The organism is Pseudomonas sp. RG1 (genome assembly GCF_025910115.1).
Taxonomy (GTDB): Bacteria; Pseudomonadota; Gammaproteobacteria; order Pseudomonadales; family Pseudomonadaceae; genus Aquipseudomonas; species Aquipseudomonas atacamensis.
In genome coordinates this window covers 36,890-54,307 of record NZ_JAPCIK010000026.1, presented here as the reverse complement: position 1 = coordinate 54,307, position 17,418 = coordinate 36,890, and the positions used below count along the sequence as shown (strand labels likewise).

14 protein-coding genes are annotated in these 17,418 nt (G+C 58.9%); 7 read left to right on the top strand and 7 right to left on the bottom strand.

The features are described from left to right. The 4 genes from OK411_RS15940 to OK411_RS15925 all read right to left on the bottom strand — a co-directional run. On the bottom strand, positions 1–888 hold an 888-nt coding region (locus tag OK411_RS15940), incomplete at its 3' end, for an AraC family transcriptional regulator (RefSeq protein WP_264365340.1). An 88-nt stretch (positions 889–976) separates the two neighbouring features. Further along, entirely contained in the window at positions 977–1,840 is an 864-nt protein-coding gene (locus OK411_RS15935) for a phospholipase (RefSeq protein WP_110600427.1), read from the bottom strand. 98 nt (positions 1,841–1,938) lie between these two features. Further along, positions 1,939–3,243, bottom strand: a complete 1,305-nt coding sequence (locus OK411_RS15930) for a glycosyltransferase (RefSeq protein ID WP_264365339.1) — start codon at positions 3,241–3,243, stop codon at positions 1,939–1,941. Positions 3,244–3,360: 117 nt separating this feature from the next. Then, a complete protein-coding gene (locus tag OK411_RS15925) occupies positions 3,361–3,720 on the bottom strand; it encodes a response regulator (protein WP_264365338.1) in 360 nt (119 codons plus the stop codon). Between the two features lie 266 nt (positions 3,721–3,986). On the opposite strand from OK411_RS15925, the gene OK411_RS15920 reads away from it, so the two are divergent. From OK411_RS15920 to OK411_RS15900, 5 genes are read left to right on the top strand one after another with little or no spacing between them, the layout of a single operon-like run. Continuing rightward, complete coding sequence (locus OK411_RS15920; RefSeq protein WP_264365337.1) at positions 3,987–7,460, top strand: response regulator; 3,474 nt, start codon at positions 3,987–3,989, stop codon at positions 7,458–7,460. Further along, complete coding sequence (locus tag OK411_RS15915) at positions 7,460–8,293, top strand: CheR family methyltransferase (RefSeq protein ID WP_016774863.1); 834 nt, start codon at positions 7,460–7,462, stop codon at positions 8,291–8,293. The genes OK411_RS15920 and OK411_RS15915 overlap by 1 nt, the downstream gene beginning before the upstream one ends. Continuing rightward, the gene (locus OK411_RS15910) at positions 8,290–8,883 is read left to right on the top strand and encodes a chemotaxis protein CheB (protein ID WP_206422098.1); all 594 of its coding nucleotides are present in this window, start codon (positions 8,290–8,292) and stop codon (positions 8,881–8,883) included. The genes OK411_RS15915 and OK411_RS15910 overlap by 4 nt, the downstream gene beginning before the upstream one ends. Beyond that, positions 8,877–10,091: a hybrid sensor histidine kinase/response regulator gene (locus OK411_RS15905; RefSeq protein WP_217878274.1), complete on the top strand. Its 1,215-nt coding sequence runs from the start codon at positions 8,877–8,879 to the stop codon at positions 10,089–10,091. The genes OK411_RS15910 and OK411_RS15905 overlap by 7 nt, the downstream gene beginning before the upstream one ends. Before the next feature lie 44 nt (positions 10,092–10,135). Further along, positions 10,136–10,513, top strand: a complete 378-nt coding sequence (locus OK411_RS15900) for a response regulator (protein WP_016774860.1) — start codon at positions 10,136–10,138, stop codon at positions 10,511–10,513. A gap of 46 nt (positions 10,514–10,559) precedes the next feature. Here the strand turns inward: OK411_RS15900 and OK411_RS15895 are convergent, their stop codons facing one another. The 3 genes from OK411_RS15895 to OK411_RS15885 all read right to left on the bottom strand — a co-directional run bounded on the left by OK411_RS15895 (position 10,560) and on the right by OK411_RS15885 (position 14,918). Then, the gene (locus OK411_RS15895) at positions 10,560–12,230 is read right to left on the bottom strand and encodes an ATP-binding protein (protein ID WP_016774859.1); all 1,671 of its coding nucleotides are present in this window, start codon (positions 12,228–12,230) and stop codon (positions 10,560–10,562) included. Continuing rightward, positions 12,227–13,729: an ATPase domain-containing protein gene (locus OK411_RS15890; protein ID WP_024013082.1), complete on the bottom strand. Its 1,503-nt coding sequence runs from the start codon at positions 13,727–13,729 to the stop codon at positions 12,227–12,229. The genes OK411_RS15895 and OK411_RS15890 overlap by 4 nt, the downstream gene beginning before the upstream one ends. A 133-nt stretch (positions 13,730–13,862) precedes the next feature. Further along, positions 13,863–14,918 carry a tetratricopeptide repeat protein gene (locus OK411_RS15885; protein WP_136492596.1) on the bottom strand — a complete coding sequence of 352 codons (1,056 nt, stop codon included), beginning with the start codon at positions 14,916–14,918 and terminating at the stop codon, positions 13,863–13,865. A gap of 170 nt (positions 14,919–15,088) precedes the next feature. On the opposite strand from OK411_RS15885, the gene OK411_RS15880 reads away from it, so the two are divergent. Together OK411_RS15880 and OK411_RS15875 are read left to right on the top strand one after the other, a co-directional pair. Further along, positions 15,089–17,224 carry an FUSC family protein gene (locus OK411_RS15880; RefSeq protein ID WP_264365336.1) on the top strand — a complete coding sequence of 712 codons (2,136 nt, stop codon included), beginning with the start codon at positions 15,089–15,091 and terminating at the stop codon, positions 17,222–17,224. Next, positions 17,214–17,414, top strand: a complete 201-nt coding sequence (locus OK411_RS15875; protein ID WP_016774855.1) for a DUF1656 domain-containing protein — start codon at positions 17,214–17,216, stop codon at positions 17,412–17,414. The genes OK411_RS15880 and OK411_RS15875 overlap by 11 nt, the downstream gene beginning before the upstream one ends. Positions 17,415–17,418: the final 4 nt, after the last annotated feature.

The following is a 17,418-nucleotide window of genomic DNA, read 5'->3' as shown; positions in this document are numbered from 1 at the left end:
AGTCAGCCGCTGCACTGCCAGCCGTCGATAGTGCGACGGCGTCATGCCCTTGAGTTGCTGAAAGCGTCGATTGAAGTTGGAAATATTGTTGAAGCCCGACTCGAAGCACACCTCGGTCACCGGTTTGTCGCCGTCGGCCAGCAGTTCACAGGATTTGCTGATGCGCAGGCGATTGACGAATTCGATGAAGTTGCGCCCGGTGGCCTGTTTGAATACCCGGCTGAAGTAAGTTGGCGTCATGCCCAGGTGCTCGGCCACTTCTTCCAGTGAAATGTCCCGGGCGTAATGGCTGAAGATGTAATCGACCGCGCGGTTGGTGCGGTCGATGTTGTGTTCGTCGGCCAGTTGCGGCGTGGTGGCACCGGAGAGCAACTGGTAATCATCACTGGCCGCAAGCAATTCCATCAGGATGAAAAAATGCCCGAGGCGGGTGATGCCGGTGCTGTCGGCGATCCGCTGCATAAGTGTCATGGCCTGACGGATCGTGCGCTTGCAGCGAAATTCGATGCCGTACTGCGCGCGCTCAAGCAGTGGCGCCAGGGATTTCAGCTCAGCGAACACCTGATGCCCGCTCTCGAACAATTCGTCGGTGAAGTTGACCAGCATGTCGCGCTTCTCCACCACTTCATCTTCAGCGACCTGGCTGATCCAGTTGTGCGGCAGGTTGGGACCGGTCAGAAACAGGGTTTCCGGATAGAAGTTGCCGATGTAATCGCCGATGAACACCTTGCCGGAACTGGCAACGATCAGGTGCAGTTCGTATTCCTTGTGGAAATGCCAGCGCACCAGCGGGCAGGGAAAGCCGTGCTGGCGGTAGATGATGGACAAGCCGTTATGGTCGTCCATCAACTCGTAGGAAGGGTCGGTCACGCGAGCGGTTCGGGTCATGACGAGGCACTTTTTTATTATCGCTGCGCGATCATGCCTCGTTTTTTGCCATTTGTGCCACTTCTGACCGGCCGTCCCTGGAGACCGCTCAGCTGAGCTTGTCGCGCGCCTTTTGCAAGTTGGCCATTTGGCAGAAGCGCACGATGTTCGAATTCTTGATGAAGTCGAAATTGATGATGTTGCACTTGCGCGCCCAATCGGATTTTTCCGGGTCGAACCACTCGTCAAGACTGTCGAGGATTCGCTGTGGGCCGCCGAGTGTGTAACTGGTTGCCGACAGCGACCACGGGCGGCGCGTACTGACAGGTGTGCTCAGTACGTTGTCTATATAGCCATAAAGATCCGAGGTGCTGACCTGTGATTTGCCGATCCACTTGTGATTGATCTGGCTATAAAAGCGGAAGTCCAGGGTTTCCCAGGTCATCGGCGCAGCTACCATAATGCGCTGCAATGGATCGATGGCTTTGAGTTGGCCAATTGTCAGATGCAGATTTTCGGTGGGAATGATCCGTTCCCCAAGGTGCTCCAGCAAAGCTGTTCTGAATTCCTCATGGTTGAATGGATCTGTAGCGTTGGAAAGTTCATGAAAGTCCAGAACGATAAACTCGTTCGGGCTTCTTTCATAAAACCCCTTGAGGTCTCTGATCAGGTCTTCAAGCGTTCGCGAAGAGTTGAATCCATTGTGCTGGAAACGGAATCTCGCCAGTTGTTTCGCCTTGCTGTTGTAAACAAGGCGTACATCAAGTGCGCGAGCGCCGCGATTCAACTGCGAATAAAAGGAAACGTCCTGGCAGGCAAGCCAGTTTTTCCCGGGAATCAGGGCATAAGAAGCTTCCCAGTCACAGCCGGCGTTGTGCGCGCCGGGCAGGGTCATTTCGAATAACGAAAGATTATCGATTTGTGGTGAATCAGCCATCCATTGATGGGTTGGTATATCGTCGAAGTTTTCCATGTTGCATATCCTGCGAAGTGGTTGATTAGTTGCGCGCAGGATGTTTATAGGCATGTTCGTGTTATTGCGAAAGTTCGCTTTTAATGCAAGCCATGTAATTAACGCTCTGTTGGATTCAACTGGTTTTTCGCTTCGATCCATTGAGCCATGTATTGAGTGCTTTTGAGTGTGTGATGTCGCAGCATGGCGCCGGTGAAGTTGTCGTTTCTAAGTTGTGCCAAGTGTTGTCGGCAATCAGCTATCCGGTTGATCAGACGCGGGCCATGTACGCTGCGCTGATAACGTTGCTGCAAAAGTGCCGAAGCCTGAATCTGCGCTTGCTGCCAGCGCGCTGGATCTTCGTACAGTTGCACGGCCTGTTCGGCGAAGGTGTTTGCGTCCAGGGCAACGGCGCCCGGCCACGGAGCGTCGCCGTGCATGGCTTCGGCGCCGATCGGTGTCGTCACGCTTGGCGTGCCACAGAGCATGGCGTCGACCAGTTTGCCCTTGATTCCCGCGCCAAAGCGCAATGGCGCAAGGCAGACCCGCGCTGCCGACATCACTTCAAGCGCATCTTCGGCCCAGTCCATGATGTGAAAGCCTTGGGCCGGGTTGTGCAATGCGGTGGCTTTGGGCGGCGTGTAGGCGCCATAGATATGCAGTTGCGCGCGAGGCAAGCGCGCGCGGATCAGCGGCCAGAGCGTGGTCTTCATCCAGAGCACGGCATCCCAGTTTGGCGCGTGACGGAAGTTGCCAATGCTGAGGAAATGCGCGCGCTCTTCGAAACCTGGCGCGGCGGTGTCCGGAAGATCAATCATCAACGGACACCAATGCAGGATTTGCCGAGGCAGGCCGAATTCCTCCACCAGCAGGTCGATCTCGACTTCGGAAATCATCAGGTTCAAATCACACCGGTACAGCGCAGCGATTTCCCGTTTGGCCAGATCGGTGCTCGCCATCAGCTGGAATTCTTCGTGCAATGCCGGTGCGAACAGTTCGGTGAAATCAGTCTGCTCGTCGTCGCTTTTCAGCCGGTCTTTCAGACGCTGATGACGCGCATGCCGCAGGCTTTGCAGGTCGGAGGTTTCCAGGATGCGCAGGGCGCCCGGGCAGTGTTTCTCCACCCGCCAGCCAAACTGTTCTTCCATCATGAACTGATCGAACAGCACGATATCCGGCGCCAACTCGCTGATGAACGTGTCGAAACTGCTGTTGTTGAGCTCGATCGATACTTCGCGAACGCCCAGCGCCGTCAGATCAGCCTTGTGTTCACCCGGGCCGGCCGGGCTGCTGAACGTGATGTCCCATCCCTGATCGAGGAACGCTTCAAGAATCTGCATGACATGCCCGCTGGCCGCCGAAGAGCGGGGCTCGGGCCAGACGTAGCCGATGACCAGGACTTTGGTGGGAACGGAGTGGGACATCACTGGATTCTCGGCGCTAAAAAAGGGCGCAATTAAACCACAGTGATGTGTGCTCATCGCCAGTTCAGGTTGATCACGATTGCTCGGGTTCCGGCCAATGCCGGTAGATGCGCAGGACTATTCCAGTATGTATTTGACCTTGTCGCGTAACTGGTCAATCGAAAACGGTTTGCCGATGACATGCATGTCGCCGGGTACTTCGATAGTCTCGGCATAACCGCTGGCAAACAGGATGGGCAGAGCAGGTTGCAGCTGACGGGCCTTTTGAGAGAGTTCGCGGCCATCCATGCCAGGCAGGCCGTAGTCGGTCATCATCAAATCGATGGCGTTATCAGAATCCGCAAGAATCGCAAGCGCCTTGCCGCCGTCTTCAGCCTCCAACACGGTGAATTCCAGCTCCTCCAGCACATCCACGATGAGCATGCGCACGATGTCGTCATCTTCTACGACAAGGATAGTGGAGGCATTGGCAGACATGGCAGGACTCTCAGAAAAATGAAATCGGGGGATACCGGGCAAGCGAATTTTGCCGGACTCTTGCATGAGTAAGTGGCGCGTAGCCACAAGTTCCCGAGCTGATACAAAAAAGAACAGGTCAGTGCGGTGCGGCAAGGATAACCGTTGGCGTCGTCCAATGCGCAGGCGTGCGTAGGAAAATGCCATCATTTGTGTGAGAAAAATGGATCCATGGCGGGGTTTTGGGGCAAACTCTCGGGTTTTCAACAGTTCGACAAGGCTGCCCCATGTCCTCTCCGTCCTCGGTTGATGAACAACGGTTCCGCAAACTTCTGAGTCGCAACGTCAGCCTGCCGCTGGGCGTTGGCGTGCTCAGCGCCGTGTTCTTCGTCTCGCTGATCACTTATTTGCTGTCGGTCATCCAATGGGTCGAGCACACCGACCGGGTGATCAATAACGCCAATGAAGCGGTGAAGCTCACCGTTGATCTGGAAACCGGCATGCGCGGCTATCTGCTCAGCGGTGACGAGCACTTTCTCGACCCGTACGAAGTTGCCAAGCCGCGTATCGAGGTCGCTCTCAATACGTTGCTGGAGCTGACCGCCGATAATCCGGTGCAGACCGATCGCCTGCGCCGTTTGCAAGCCTTGCAGGTGGAGTGGGCCAATTACGCGCAGTCGATGATCGATCTGCAGCGCAGCAGTGGCGACTATCGCGGTGCGGTCAAGGCCGGGCGGGGCAAGCGCCTGACCGATGAAATCCGCAAGCAATTCGAGGACGTCATCGAGACCGAGCAGGTGCTGCGCGCCACGCGCAACGAGGATGTGCGCCGCACGACGATCTGGAGCATCACCCTTTACCTGATCTTCATCGTTGGCATCAGCGGTTTGCTGGCCTACATCGGCCGCCGTGATCTGCTCAACCTGTCGACCAACTACAGCGCCAACCTCGCCGCCCAACTGGCCAGCGCCGAACGCCTCGAGAAACAGGCGTGGCTGCGCAACGGCCAGACGCAACTGGCCGAGCAGGTGTTGGGTCAACTGACGCTGAACCTGCTGGGGCGCAACATTCTGCAATTCTGCGCGCAATACCTCGGCACTGCCGTCGCCGCGCTTTATGTGCGCGAAGAACATGGCGGCCTCAAGCGCGTGGCGACTTATGGTTTCTCCCGCGAGCAGGAAGAGCTCAATCAAACGATCTACAGCGGCGAAGGCATCGTCGGCCAAGTGGCAGAACAGGCACGCCTGATCCGTCTCGACGCGGTCCCGGGCGACTATTTCAAAGTCAGCTCCGGGCTCGGTGCAGGTCTGCCGCACAGTGTGCTGGTGGTGCCGACCAGCGATGACGATCGGGTCAATGGCGTGATCGAGCTGGGTTTCCTGCGTCCGCTGTCCGAGCGCGACATCGAACTGCTGGAACTGATTGCCGGCAACATCGGCACCTCGATCGAAGCGGCGCGTTACCGTCAACGTTTGCAGGAAGTGCTCGCCGAAACCCAGCAGCTCAACGAAGAACTGCAAGTGCAGCAGGAAGAGCTGAAGACTGCCAACGAAGAGCTGGAAGAACAGTCGCGGATTCTCAAGGAATCCCAGGCGCATCTGGAAACCCAGCAGGTGGAGCTGGAGCAGACCAACGAGCAGCTCGCCGAACAGCGCGATGCCATGGACAAGAAAAACACCGAGCTGAATCAGGCGCAGATTCAACTCGAAGAGCGTGCCGAAGAGCTGCAACGCTCGAGCAAGTACAAGTCCGAATTCCTCGCCAACATGTCCCACGAACTGCGCACGCCGCTCAACAGTTCGCTGATTCTGGCCAAACTGTTGGCGGAAAACCCGCAGCAGAATCTGTCGGCGGAACAGGTCAAGTTTGCCGAATCGATCTATTCGGCCGGCAACGATCTGCTCAACCTGATCAACGACATTCTCGACATTTCCAAAGTTGAAGCCGGGAAACTCGAAGTGATCGCCGAAAACACCCGTGTCGATCGACTGGTCGACGGCTTGCGCTCGATGTTCGAACCGTTGGCGGCCGACAAGAAACTGGCCTTCAGCGTCGAGGTTCAGCCGGACGCACCGGGCTTGCTGTTCACTGACCGTCAGCGTCTGGAGCAGGTGATCAAGAACCTGCTGTCCAACGCGATCAAGTTCACCGAACACGGCGCCGTCAGCCTGAGCATCACCGCGCAGCCGAACGATCACATCGCCTTCAGCGTCAAGGATTCCGGGATCGGTATCGCTGCCGATCAGCAGGAAAGTATCTTCGAGGCGTTCCGTCAGGCGGATGGCACCACCAATCGCAAGTACGGCGGCACCGGTCTTGGCCTGTCGATCTCGCGGGATCTGGCGACGTTGCTCGGCGGTTCGATCAGCGTCGACAGCGTGCCGGGGCAGGGCAGCACGTTTACGCTGGTGTTGCCGCGTCAGTATCACGAATTCGGTGAGACGCCGGCCGCGCCGCTGACCTTCCACCCGGCACCTTCGACACCTGCGCCAGTCGCGGTTGCCGCGCCGGTAGTATCGGCGATTCCGGCAGTTATCCCGCGCTTTGCCGACGATCGCGACAAGGCACCGTTCGCCACCCGCTGCATTCTGGTGGTGGAGGACGAACCGAACTTCGCCCGTATCCTCTATGACCTGGCCCATGAGTTGGGCTACATGTGTCTGGTCGCCCACGGCGCTGACGAAGGTTACGACCTGGCGCGCGAATTCGTTCCGGATGCGATCCTGCTCGACATGCGCCTGCCGGATCATTCCGGTCTGACCGTGCTGCAACGCCTGAAAGAACGCGCCGAAACCCGGCACATTCCAGTGCACGTGATTTCCGTGGAAGACCGCGTCGAAGCGGCCATGCACATGGGCGCGATCGGCTACGCAGTGAAGCCGACCACCCGCGAAGAGCTCAAGGATGTGTTCGCCCGTCTCGAGGCCAAGCTGACGCAGAAGGTCAAACGCGTGTTGCTGGTCGAAGATGACGATCTGCAACGCGAAAGCATCGCGCGGCTGATTGGCGACGAAGACATCGAAATCACTGCCGTCGGCCTGGCCCAGGACGCCCTGGAATTGCTGCGCACGACCATCTACGACTGCATGGTCATCGACCTCAAGCTGCCGGACATGCTCGGCAACGATCTGCTCAAGCGCATGTCCACCGAGGACATCTGCTCGTTCCCGCCGGTCATCGTTTATACCGGACGCAACCTGACCCGCGACGAAGAGGCCGAACTGCGCAAGTATTCGCGCTCGATCATCATCAAGGGCGCACGCTCCCCGGAGCGATTGCTCGACGAGGTCACACTCTTTCTGCACAAAGTCGAATCGCAGCTGTCCCATGAACGGCAGAAGATGCTCAAGACCGCGCGCAGCCGCGACAAGGTCTTTGAAGGTCGCAAAGTGCTGCTGGTGGACGACGATGTGCGCAACATCTTCGCCCTGACCAGCGCGCTGGAACACAAAGGCGCAGTCGTGGTGATCGGCCGTAATGGCCGCGAAGCGATTGAGAAACTTCATGAAGTCGAGGACATCGACCTGGTGCTGATGGACGTAATGATGCCGGAAATGGATGGCTTCGAAGCCACCATGGAAATCCGCAAGGATCCGCGCTGGCGCAAGCTGCCGATCATCGCGGTGACGGCCAAGGCCATGAAGGACGATCAGGAGCGCTGCCTGCAAGCGGGCGCCAACGATTACCTGGCCAAGCCCATCGACCTTGATCGTCTGTTCTCGCTGATACGTGTGTGGTTACCGAAAATGGAACGCATCTAGTGGAACGCAGCAGTTCAGCCGAGCGCAACAGCGAAATCGAATTACGCTTGTTGATCGAGGCGATTTACCTGAAATACAGCTATGACTTTCGCGACTACTCCGGCGCTTCGATCAAGCGCCGGGTGCAGCACGCGCTGAGTCAGTTCGAGTGCGCGACCATCTCGGCCCTGCAAGAAAAAGTCCTGCACGACCCGACCGCGTTCATGCAGCTGCTGCAACTGCTGACGATCCCGGTCAGCGAGATGTTCCGCGATCCGTCGCACTTCCTGGCGATCCGCAACGAAGTGGTGCCGCTGCTGCGTACCTATCCGTCGCTGAAGATCTGGATTGCCGGATGCAGCACGGGCGAGGAGGTCTATTCGATGGCGATCCTGCTGCGCGAAGAAGGCCTGCTCGACCGCACGATCATCTACGCCACCGACATCAACCCGCGCTCGCTGGAGAAGGCCAAGCAAGGGATTTTCTCCATGGAAAACGTCCGCGCCTACACTGCCAACTATCAGCAGGCCGGCGGTCAGCGTTCGTTTGCCGATTACTACACGGCAGCCTATGGCTACGCGATTTTCGACAAGAGCCTGTGCGAGAACGTGACGTTCGCCGACCACAGCCTGGCCACCGACAGCGTGTTCTCCGAAACCCAGTTGATTTCCTGCCGCAACGTGCTGATCTATTTCAACAAGAAGTTGCAGGACCGGGCGTTCGGTCTGTTCCATGAATCGTTGTCGCATCGCGGCTTTCTGGTGCTGGGCAGCAAGGAAACCCTGGATTTTTCCAACTATTCGAACCAGTTCGAGGCGTTGGTCAAACAAGAACGGATCTACCGCAAATCATGAACGACACCCCGAGCCTGCCTCGCATCGAGGCCGTCGTGATCGGCGCCTCCGCAGGCGGTGTCGAGGCGTTGCTGACCCTGCTCGGGCCATTACGCAAAGGCTATGTGCTGCCGATCATCATCGTTCTGCATCTGCCGGAAGAGCGCCGCAGTCATCTGGCCGAAGTGTTCTCCCGCCGTGTGGCGATGCCGGTCAAGGAAGCTGAAGACAAGCAGGACATTGAAGCCGGCACGGTGTATTTCGCCACGCCCGGTTATCACTTGTCGGTCGAAGCGGATCGCAGCCTGTCGCTGAGCCTGGAGGACCGCGTACATCATTCGCGGCCGTCTATTGATTACCTGTTTGAATCGGCCGCTGACGTTTACGGCGAGACACTCGCCGCCGTGCTGCTGACCGGCGCCAATCAGGATGGCGCGCGCGGGCTGGCCTGCGTCAAGCGCTGCGGCGGCCTGACCATTGTTCAAGACCCCGATGATGCACAAGTCGCCACCATGCCCCAGGCTGCACTGAACGTTCTGCAGCCGGATCATGTCCTACCCATTCACGGCATCGGCCGTCTGCTAGTCGAGCTGGAACGAATCGCATGCTGAGTAATATCCAAGCCAAACTGTTGATCGTTGACGATCTGCCAGAAAACCTGCTGGCGCTGGAAGCGCTGATCAAGCGCGAGGATCGCACGGTCTACAAGGCTCTGTCGGCGGACGAAGCACTGTCGCTGTTGCTGCAACACGAATTCGCCATGGCCATTCTCGACGTGCAGATGCCGGGCATGAACGGCTTCGAACTGGCCGAGTTGATGCGCGGCACCGAGAAGACCAAGAACATTCCGATCATTTTCGTCAGCGCCGCTGGCCGTGAACTCAACTACGCGTTCAAGGGCTATGAAAGCGGTGCGGTGGACTTCCTGCACAAGCCGCTGGACATTCATGCGGTGAAGAGCAAGGTCAACGTTTTCGTCGATCTGTATCGCCAGAGCAAGGCCATGAAACAGCAGGTCGAGGCGCTCGAGCAGGCCCGCCGTGAGCAGGAAGCGCTGCTGCAACAGTTGCAAAGCACGCAGCTTGAGCTGGAACAAGCGGTGCGCATGCGCGATGACTTCATGTCCATCGTTGCCCACGAGGTGCGTACACCGCTCAATGGCCTGATCCTCGAAACCCAGCTGCGCAAGATGCACCTGGCGCGGGACAACGCCGCGGCGTTCACCCTCGACAAGATGCAGGCGATGGTCGACCGCGATGAGCGGCAGATCAAAAGTCTGATTCGCCTGATCGAAGACATGCTCGATGTCTCGCGAATCCGCACCGGCAAACTGTCGATCCGCCCGAGTCGTTTCGATCTGGTGCAACTGGTCAGCAATCTGCTGCAAAATTTTGCACCGCAAATGGAAGTGGCGGAAACCAGCGTTTCCTTTGAGGCGTCCGAGCCGGTCGAAGGTTGCTGGGACGAGTTCCGCATCGAGCAAGTGGTGTCCAATCTGCTGACCAACGCCTTGCGTTACGGCGGTCGCAGCCCGATTCAGGTGCGCGTCTATCGCGAAGCTGATGAGGCTCGGGTCGAGGTCCAGGATCACGGCATCGGCATCAGCGCCGAGAACCAGAAGCGTATTTTTCAGCAGTTCGAACGGGTGTCCGCCAAGACGGTGGTGGCCGGGCTCGGGCTGGGTCTGTTCATTTCCGAGCAGATCGTCGCCGCCCATGGCGGCTCCATCGTCGTCGAGAGTGAAATCAACGAAGGCGCCCTGTTTCGCGTTTGTCTGCCGATCCAGGAAAACGGCATATCCGACGCAACCTCTGAGTGACCACACGGTCGTATCAGCAGCTATTGACCGAACAAAGGCTTCCCATGAGCGTAGATGCGCAAGATGTAGTACTCGTCGTCGAAGACGAACCGGTTATCTTGATGGTCCTGACGGATTACCTGTCAGGGCAGGGCTATCGCGTGTTGCAAGCGGAAAATGGCGAGCAGGCTTTCGAGATCCTCGCCAGCAAACCTCACCTGGACATGCTGATTACCGATTTCCGCCTGCCGGGCGGGATCTCCGGCGTGCAGATTGCCGAGCCAGCGGTGAAATTGCGACCGGACCTCAAAGTGATTTTCATCAGCGGCTACCCGCAGGAAATCCGTGAAACCGGCAGCCCGATCACCAGCAAGGCACCGATCCTGGAAAAACCGTTCGATCTGGATGTGTTGCAGGAAAAGATTCAGGAATTGCTGGCCTGATGGTCATGCAGGAGCTGCCGAGCCTTCGGCAGCTCCTGCATGAGAATCAGCTATTGATCATCTCGCGCACCTTGGCGGTGAGCAGATCAAAGGTGAAGGGCTTGGTGATCATCTGCATTCCCGAGTCGAGGAAGCCACCGCGCACCGCCGCGTGCTCGGCATAACCGGTGATGAACAACACTTTCAGACCTGGCCGGTATTGCCGACCAACCTCCGCCAGTTGACGACCGTTCATCCCCGGCAGGCCAACGTCGCTGATGAGCAAATCAATACGCTGCGTCGAATTTAGAATCGGCATGGCGCCGTCGGCATCACCGGCCTCCACGAACGCATAACCCAACTCACTGAGCACGGCGCTGACCAACACGCGCACAGCCGGATCGTCTTCGACGATGAGTACGGTTTCGCCATCCATCGCATACGGAGCCTGCTGCGAATCCGAGACGGGAATTTCCACTTCTTCACCACGGAAACGCGGCAGGTAGAGTTTTACCGTGGTGCCTTGATCGACTTCACTGTCGATCGACACATGCCCGCGCGACTGCTTGCTGAAGCCATAGATCATCGACAGTCCGAGGCCGGTGCCCTGGCCGATCGGCTTGGTCGTAAAGAACGGATCGAACGCGCGGCTGACCACACTCTGCGGCATGCCGCTACCGTTGTCAGTCACGCTGAGCATCACGTAATCGCCCGGCTCCAGATTGCTGTAAGCGGCAGTGAAGTCGCTATGCAGGACCTGATTGCTGGTTTCCACCACCAGTTTGCCGCCCTCGGGCATCGCATCGCGGGCATTGATGACCAGGTTGAGCAGGGCGCTCTCGAGTTGATTGGGATCGGCCTCGGCAACCCAGAGGTTGTCGTCCAGGCGCATTTCCAGATGAATGCTCTCATTGAGGCTGCGTTGCAGCAGCTCGCCCATCGACAGCACCAGCGTGTTCATCTGCACGGCTTTCGGGTCGAGCGATTGCCGGCGGGAGAACGCCAACAAGCGGTGAGTCAGGCCGGCGGCGCGGTTGGCGGAGGTCACGCCTAGATCGATCAGGCTGTCGAGGTCTTCGGTCCGGCCCCGGGCCAGACGTCGGCGCAGCAGTTCCAGGCTACCGATGATGCCGGTGAGCATATTGTTGAAGTCGTGAGCGATGCCGCCAGTCAGTTGGCCGACCGCTTCCATTTTCTGCGATTGGCGCAGCGCTTCTTCGTTGTGGCGAAGCTGTGCGGTGCGCTCTTCAACCTGTTGCTCGAGGGTTTCCAGAGTTGATTGCAGGCGGCGTTCGCTTTCACTCAGGTCGATCAGCCGATCGCGCGCTTCATATTGTCGTCGCCGCCCGCGCAGGGCGGCGGAGACCAGACTGACCAGCGTCGCGGGATGGAAGGGGCGCTCGAGAAAAGTCACGTTGCCGAGCAGGGTGCTGAGACGCGACGGCGGACCTTGTTCATCGCCGCCATGATGAGTCAGCAGCACGATGGGCATGTCCGACCACGCGGGTTGCTGGTCAAGGTAGGCGATAAGCCCTTCCAGTTCCGGTCCGCGCAGCGCTTCAGCAGCAATCAGCAGCAACCCGGCGCCGACCTCCAGTTCGGTGCACAGAGCGCCGAGATTCGGCGCCACCATGCCGCCGTAACCGGCTTCGTTGAGAATCATCAACGCGATCTGGCTGTCGCGACCCATGGGCGCCAGCACCAGCACCCGCTCGGCCAACGGCGTGTTGACCGTCACAAGCTTTCATCCTCAAGCAATGGATTGCTCGCTCCCATGTAGGTCGGCACGCCACGCAGCACGCCCTGGAAGGATTCCAGCGGTTGGCCGATGGTCATGCCACGCGAGGAAATCCGGTATTCACGGATGGTCGACTCGTGGTTGCCGGTACGTTTTTTGATAATCGAGATCGCCCGGCGGACTTTGCCGAGGGCTTCGAAGTAGCGCAACAGAATCACCGTGTCGGCCAGGTAAGTGATATCAACCGGCGCCTGCATATCGCCCACCAGACCGTGCTGGGCGACCGTCATGAAAGTCGCTGCGCCTTTGCGGTTAAGGTACAGCAGCAGCTCGTGCATGTGCAGCACCAGCGCGTTTTCTTCCGGCATCGCCGCTTGATAGCCGTTAATGCTGTCGATCACCACGGTTTTGATACCTAGCTCATCGACGCAACGGCGCACGCGATGGGACAACTCACCCGGAGACAATTCGGCGGCGTCTACTTGTTCGATCAGCAGATTACCGGTGGCCTGCAAGGCTTTGAGGTCGATGCCGAGATGACGCATGCGTTCGAACAGCAGGCCCAGCTCTTCATCGAAAATGAACAGCGCGGCTTTTTCGCCTCGGGCCACCGCTGCGGCGGCGAAGATCATCGAAATCATCGATTTGCCGGTACCGGCCGGGCCGAGAATCAGCGTGCTGGAACCGGTCTCGATGCCGCCGCCGAGCAGGGCGTCCATTTGCGGGATGCCGCTGGACAGCTGCAGACGTGGGTAGTCGCCGCGATGTTCCGCCGCTACCAGGCGTGGGAAAACATGGACGCCGTCGCCCATGATGGTGAAATCGTGGAAACCGCCACGGTATTTCTGCCCGCGATATTTGACCACTCGTACCCGACGACGCTCGGCGCCGTAGCTAGGCGTCAGCTCTTCAAGGCGGATCACGCCGTGGGCGACACTGTGCACGGTCTTGTCGAGTGATTCTGTGGTCAGGTCATCGAGCAGCAGGACGGTGGCGTCGTAGCGCACAAAGTAGTGCTTGATCGCCAGAATCTGCCGACGATAGCGTAAGGAGCTCTGCGCCAGCAGACGGATCTCCGAAAGGCTGTCGAGCACAACGCGGGTCGGCTTGAAGCGTTCGACCACTTCGAAAATCTGCCTGGTCGCCTCGCCCAGTTCAAGGTCCGAGGAATACAGCAGGCTTTGCTGATGTTCGGCATTGAGCAGGCTTTCCGGCGGTGTCAGCTCGAAGATCTTGATGTTTTCGTTCAGCTCCCAGCCGTGGGAGAGCGCACCTTGACGCAGTTCTTTCTCGGTTTCCGAGAGAGTGATGTACAGGCAGCGTTCCCCGGCCAGCGCACCGGCGCGGAGGAAATGCAAAGCCACGGTGGTTTTGCCGGTTCCGGGTTCCCCCTCGAGCAAAAACACATGGCCGCGAGACAGGCCACCGGCAAGGATGTCATCCAGACCTACAATGCCGACGGCGGCCTTTGCACTGATCAACTCGTTTGATGTAGTCAAAAAACGCCCTCTTATGACTAGGGTAATCCGGCGGCTGGCTTAAGTGAGCCGCCTGAATAACTTGACCTCAGGGCATGTTCACGGTTCCGCTTTTTCTTTCGACAGGTGGTTGATTGCACCCGCTTTACCTTGATTAAAGACCCTGTTGCAGGGCCGGGTCGTCCGGATTCAGCTGCTCCAGCTGCGCCAGCAGAATCTGCACATTCTGCAACTGGCCGCTTTCCTTCCAATAGTTGATCAACAACACCCGCGCCTTGCGGTCGGCGGGGTGGCGCTGAACGATTTCCTGCAGTTGTTTCTGCGCCGCTTCCAGTTCTTCCGCGCTGTGCAGAGTGGTGGCGAGGTCGTAGCGATAATCCTTGTTGTCCGGTTCCAGCTCGACCGCTTTGGACAGGCCGAGCAGGGCATATTCGCGCTGGCCATGGTGCAGCAGCCACAGACCGAGGGCATGTTGCAAATAGGCGGAATCAGGCTGCGCCTTGAGTTGGCGGGCGAGCAACTGGCGAGCGGCATCGCTCTGGCCCTGGCGGTCGAGCACATCGATCTGCATGACCAGCGCCGGCAGGTTGCCCGGTTCCAGGCGCAAGGTATTGTCCAAAGCCTGTTGGGCCTGTTTGTATTCGGCGTTGTGAATATGGAGACGGGCCAGTTGCGCATAGTTGGCGGCGCTTTCCGGCTGGCTTTCCAGGGTCTGTTGCCAGCCGTCGATGGCCTGCTGTAGCGGTGCGAAATACAGGCCGAGCTCGTCCGGGGCCAGGCCGAGCAGGGCATTGATCGCGGCGAAACGGACAGTTTGTTCTCCATCGTCGAGCAACGGTCCTAGCAGCAGACTGCGCTGCCCGCCGGGCACCAGACCGACGATGCTTTTGATCGCTGCGACGCGAACTTGCGGCGCTTCGTGATGCAAGTCGATGTCCGCCAGCTTCAACGCCTGCGGACTGGGGTAATTGGGCAGTTCGCCATGCAGCCAGACCCGGCGCTTGACCGAGATGTCCGGGCGGCCCAATTGCTGGTACAACTGGCGCGCCGCTCCGGGTTCACCGGTGCGCGCGGCGTTCAGCGCTTCGCTGTAGCCATGTTTGATAGCATCGGGGATGGTCGGAGTGCTGCTGCGCCAGGACAGCCAGACGACGCCGAGGATCAGTACGAGGCCTAGGCCGATCAGCAGGTTGCGGCGGGACTGAGTCATGCGGGTTTCCGAAAGCTTCGAACTTGAGCAGAGCGGCAAGCTTCGTTCAGCTTGGCGCGTGAGTCAAACCGTTGCCAGCGAATCGTCCTACAACACGTGTCGACTGTGAAATCCGTCAGGCTTTTGCTGCAATGTCTACGCTTGCAGAAGTCGTTTTAAAGAGAGTGCCCATGTCTGCGCTGTACACCTATTTCAAGGCTTTGATCCATCCTGGTCAGGCTGTTCTGCTGTTTGCCCTGCGGACCATCGCCGCCGGGCTGTTGGCCCTTTATCTGGCGTTCATCTTCGATCTCGAACAGCCGAAGTGGTCAATCATGGCCGTGGTGATCGTCAGCCAGCCACTGGCAGGGATGGCACTGGCGCGCAGTTTCGGCCAGGTGATCGGCACCACCGTGGGTGCGGCGGTGGCGGTGCTGATCATGGCGATTTTCCCTCAGGCGCCGCTGCCGTTCATCACGACATTGGCGTTGTGGCTGGCGCTGTGCACGGCGGGCGGCACCTTGCTGCGCTACACCAGTTCCCAGGCGTTCGTGCTCAGTGGTTACACCGCAGTGGTGGTGGCCTTGCTAGCGATTCCGGATCAGGACGGCACCTTTATGCTAGCGGTTACCCGTGTCACCGAAACTTTGTTGGCGGTGGCCTGTGTCTGCGTGGTCAGTTTGCTCACGGCACGGCCTGAGGCCGTCACCAAGGGCTATTTCGCCAAAATCGACCAGGTGATCAAACTGGCCGCCAGCCACGCTGCCGAGGTGCTTCGTACGGAAGAAAGCGAAGCCGATTTCCAGCGTAGGCAAATGCAGCTGCTCGGCGAGATCAGCGCACTGGAAGGTTTACGACGTCATTTGTATTTCGATGCCCCACGTTTGCGCAGTGCCGACAACCTGGTATTGCTGCTCGGCAACCAACTGATGCTGCTGACGTCGCGACTGACCGCGCTGCGTCATCAGCGTGAATTGCTCATCGAACGCTGGGAGGGCGATCTGCCGCTGGAGGTCCAGCAGCTGCGTGCCGAGGAACTGGCGTTGCTTGAGCAGCTGGCGCAACAGGGCCGCGCGCTGTCTGGCGCCGATCGGCAGCGTTTCGTCACCTTGCAGCAACAGTTCGAAGCGTTGGCGTACAAGGCCGAGCAACAGACCGAGAACATGAGCGCGACCCTGCGTTCATTGGCTTGGGCGCTGCGTTGGGAGCAGGCGCGCCTGTTGCAGCAACTTGAGCAGATCCTCGAACTGAGCGACGCGATTCAGGAAGGGCGCCCGGCCAGTTGTCTGTATCGCGGCCAGAGCAGTCCGTTGCATCTGGATTTCACCCTGGCCTCGATGAATGCGATCCGCGCCTTTACCGCGCTGTTGGTCAGCGGGTTGATCTGGATCGAAACGGCCTGGGATGGCGCGCGCGGCGGAATGATTCTGGTGGGGATTCTCTGCTCGCTGATGGCGACTTTTCCGCGTCCGCTGATGGCTGCGCAAAGCTATGCGCGAGGCTTGGGCCTGGCGCTTGTGGTGTCGGCGTTCTACCAGTTCATGCTGGTGCCGGCGATCAGTGATTTCGAGCTGCTGGCCTTGCTGCTGGCGCCGCTGCTGTATGCCATTGCCGTGGGACTTTCCAGTCCGGCCACCGCCGGCATAGGCATGGGCCTTGGGCTGTCGAGTTTTCTCATGCTCGGGCCGCAAAACACCGGTACTGGGCAGAATACGGCAATCCAATGGTTCGAATTCGCCGGCGCCTACGTCAGCGCAGCGATGCTGGCCCTGATCGTTTATGCGCTGATCTTCCCGTTCCGCCCGGCCTTGCGCATCCGCCGCCTGTACGGCGAAGCGCGGGAGCAGGTGTACCAACTGAGCAAAATGCCGGCGACCGATGAACAACAATTTGCTTTCGAGAGTCGGATGACCGATCGCCTGACCAGCATGCTCGGCCTGCTGCCAGCGGCGAACGATCGTGCTATGCAGCGCTTGTATGAAATCAGCCTGGCATGCGTGGCCTTGGGCGTGGCGATGCATCAGCTGCGGCAGCAGGCGCAGAACAATGGGTTGCTCACCGATGCGTTCGGCCAACGCCTGGCGTCGGCGTTGCGCAAGACCGGTCGTTTGGTTGCCGTTCGCGACGATGTCCAGCTTGCGGCGCTGCTGGCCACGTTGCACCAGCTCGGAGATGAGCTGGACGAGCTGCACGCCGTCAGTCATGAACATCTATGGTCGGTGTTTCGCATGCGTGTGGCGCTGCTGATTGTGGTGTCGTTCCTCGAGCGGCACGGCGACTATTTGCAACCTCAAGGCCTGGAAGGAGAACCGCAACTTGCCCATTGATTTCGAAATTGGCGGGGTTTATCTGCCGCCGATTGCCCAGGCACTGTTACTGGCGATTCCGATTTTCATGTTGCTGGACTGGTGTCTGCGGCGCCTCGGCGTGCTGCGCCTGGTGTGGCATGAAGCACTGTTCGAAGGCGCACTGTATGCCTGTGTCTGCGCCACGCTGATTCTGTTGATGGGAGCCTGATGTC

Bases quoted from the DNA above. Each gene is read 5' to 3' on its own strand.
- OK411_RS15935 (WP_110600427.1), bottom strand. From the start codon at position 1,840: ATGGAAAACTTCGACGATATACCAACCCATCAATGGATGGCTGATTCA.
- OK411_RS15930 (WP_264365339.1), bottom strand. From the start codon at position 3,243: ATGTCCCACTCCGTTCCCACCAAAGTCCTGGTCATCGGCTACGTCTGG.
- OK411_RS15925 (WP_264365338.1), bottom strand. From the start codon at position 3,720: ATGTCTGCCAATGCCTCCACTATCCTTGTCGTAGAAGATGACGACATC.
- OK411_RS15920 (WP_264365337.1), top strand. From the start codon at position 3,987: ATGTCCTCTCCGTCCTCGGTTGATGAACAACGGTTCCGCAAACTTCTG.
- OK411_RS15910 (WP_206422098.1), top strand. From the start codon at position 8,290: ATGAACGACACCCCGAGCCTGCCTCGCATCGAGGCCGTCGTGATCGGC.
- OK411_RS15905 (WP_217878274.1), top strand. From the start codon at position 8,877: ATGCTGAGTAATATCCAAGCCAAACTGTTGATCGTTGACGATCTGCCA.
- OK411_RS15900 (WP_016774860.1), top strand. From the start codon at position 10,136: ATGAGCGTAGATGCGCAAGATGTAGTACTCGTCGTCGAAGACGAACCG.
- OK411_RS15885 (WP_136492596.1), bottom strand. From the start codon at position 14,918: ATGACTCAGTCCCGCCGCAACCTGCTGATCGGCCTAGGCCTCGTACTG.
- OK411_RS15880 (WP_264365336.1), top strand. From the start codon at position 15,089: ATGTCTGCGCTGTACACCTATTTCAAGGCTTTGATCCATCCTGGTCAG.